The organism is Streptococcus sp. HMSC064H09, from assembly GCF_001812625.1.
GTDB lineage: Bacteria > Bacillota > Bacilli > Lactobacillales > Streptococcaceae > Streptococcus.
In genome coordinates, this window is sequence record NZ_KV809588.1 from 1 (window position 1) to 441 (window position 441).

At 40.1% G+C, this 441-nt stretch carries 1 protein-coding gene; it reads left to right on the forward strand.

Translation table 11 applies throughout. From position 1 onward, the window contains the following. Positions 1-441: SspB-related isopeptide-forming adhesin (locus HMPREF2867_RS07120; protein ID WP_141750999.1), on the forward strand; the 441-nt coding region annotated here is incomplete at both ends.

Consider the following 441-nt stretch of genomic DNA (forward strand, 5'->3'; position numbering starts at 1 on the left):
CTCCTCCAGAAGAACCTAAGTTCCAACCAGAGAAGTATGTATTGAATGCAGAGAAATTCTCAATCACTGATAACAAACTTCTTGATGATGATTCTGAATTGGCTGACAAGTACGCAGATACAAATGCCAACCCATATGCGGATGGTACTGCAAACAACGAAGCTGAAAACATCAATACTAAGACTGTTAACCGTGGCGACAAGTTGGTTTACCAAGTATGGTTGGATACAACTAAATTTGACGCAGCTAACAAGGACAACATCCAATCAGTAGGAATCTCAGATGACTACGATGAAACTAAGTTGGATCTTGACGCTACTAAGATTAAAGCCTACGATTCAGTAACAGGTGATGATGTTACAGCTAAATTCGATATCACTGTTAACAACGGTGTGATCACTGCAACACTTAAAGATGGCTTCACTAAGTCACTTGGCGATG